Annotated in this window: 1 protein-coding gene; it reads right to left on the reverse strand. The window is 31.4% G+C overall.

Annotated elements, in window-relative coordinates; genetic code table 11:
* Positions 1-62: 62 nt before the first annotated feature.
* Positions 63-1,358, reverse strand: a complete 1,296-nt coding sequence (locus tag H8911_RS12115; RefSeq protein ID WP_186999835.1) for an IS4 family transposase — start codon at positions 1,356-1,358, stop codon at positions 63-65.
* Positions 1,359-1,408: the final 50 nt, after the last annotated feature.

Raw genomic sequence — 1,408 nt, forward strand, 5'->3', positions numbered from 1 at the left:
AAATTTTTGCACTTCAAAAAAATTTGCCTGTGACTCATATATGAAATATAATCAATGTAGCGCTATGATGCTTTTGTATTAAATGGTATAGCCGATTTAGGTTTCATATTGCGCTGATATTTTCTATCTGGTCTTACCGGGGCCAGATATTTTTTTATTCTTTTTATCATTTCTTTTGTACAGATTATTTTTCTTAACCAAAGCCTCATATTTGTTACGGCAGTAGATAAATTCACTTTGTAATGATGCTTCCTTTTGTCAGATTGTTCTACTTCGATTCTCTCAGTAATGATATTTGTTAAACAATGTAATAGAATTGCTGCATAGATTTCCTGTTGTATGAAATTACGTTTTTTTGAATGAAATGACATCATTCCAATGATGTATTTCAACATTTTAAACGCAGTTTCTATATTCCATCTCATGTGATACATCTTCTTTAGTTCATTTAAATCGAATTCATCTCTCGTTAAATTTGTTACCAGACATTCATAGGTTTCCTTTGTAATCTTAAAACGAACTACTCTTAGATTCAATTCATAAAACCCATCATCATCAAAATAATCAAAATCCGATTCTTTTTTCATAATGGTAAATTTATCTTTATTATTCTTCGTTTCATTTGTTTGTTTACGAGTCAGTATTTTAGTAACATCTAAATCAAATTCTTCATGTGGTAAATTCAGATTTGAAAGAATTGAACCAAATACATTTATATCTTTAATACGAAATACAAATTTCTGATTATTTTCTATACAACATGCCATTAGATTGTATTTCTCATAACCTCTATCAGCCGTAATAATCGAGTTTACAGGATAATCATGTCTCATAATCATTTTCATTAAAGCAGCACATTCTCTAGTCTTAGTAGCTGTATCAATACTTGTATCCCAGAAAACATGATTGATACAGTCATATAATCCGTTGATATGAAGCTGACTGAATGGTTTATTATTGCCGTTCTGTCTTTTAGTATCTTCATCCTTTTCATCATAGGCAATATTTACATCCGAACCATCGCAAGCTAGAACATGGTATCCTTTCCAAGTCTTGTAGTCATCAAATGCATTCACAAACAGATGCATAATTCTTTGGAAAGCACTGATATCAAGCTTGTCTCTTTGTTGACAAAGAGCAGAAGCAGTAGGCAAAGAATCCAAGTCTGTAAAATATTCACACAACTCGGAGTTTAGACTTTTAGACTGCATCTGAACAATAAAGTGTATCAGAGTTTCAGCAGGCAGTTTTCTCTTACGAGTAAAATCGCTAACAGGGTCATTGCAGTAACAAGCGATGTTGCTGCAAACGATTTTAATAGAACGGTTAAAAATATTTAAAATCTTATCTGGAATCATAGGTGAAAATCCTCCTCTATAATTCCTTCGGATTATGTTTAAAATTTCGG

The sequence above is a fragment of the Holdemanella hominis genome (assembly GCF_014306155.1).
Lineage (GTDB): Bacteria > Bacillota_I > Bacilli_A > Erysipelotrichales > Erysipelotrichaceae > Holdemanella > Holdemanella hominis.

Bases quoted from the DNA above. Each gene is read 5' to 3' on its own strand.
- H8911_RS12115 (WP_186999835.1), bottom strand. From the start codon at position 1,358: ATGATTCCAGATAAGATTTTAAATATTTTTAACCGTTCTATTAAAATC.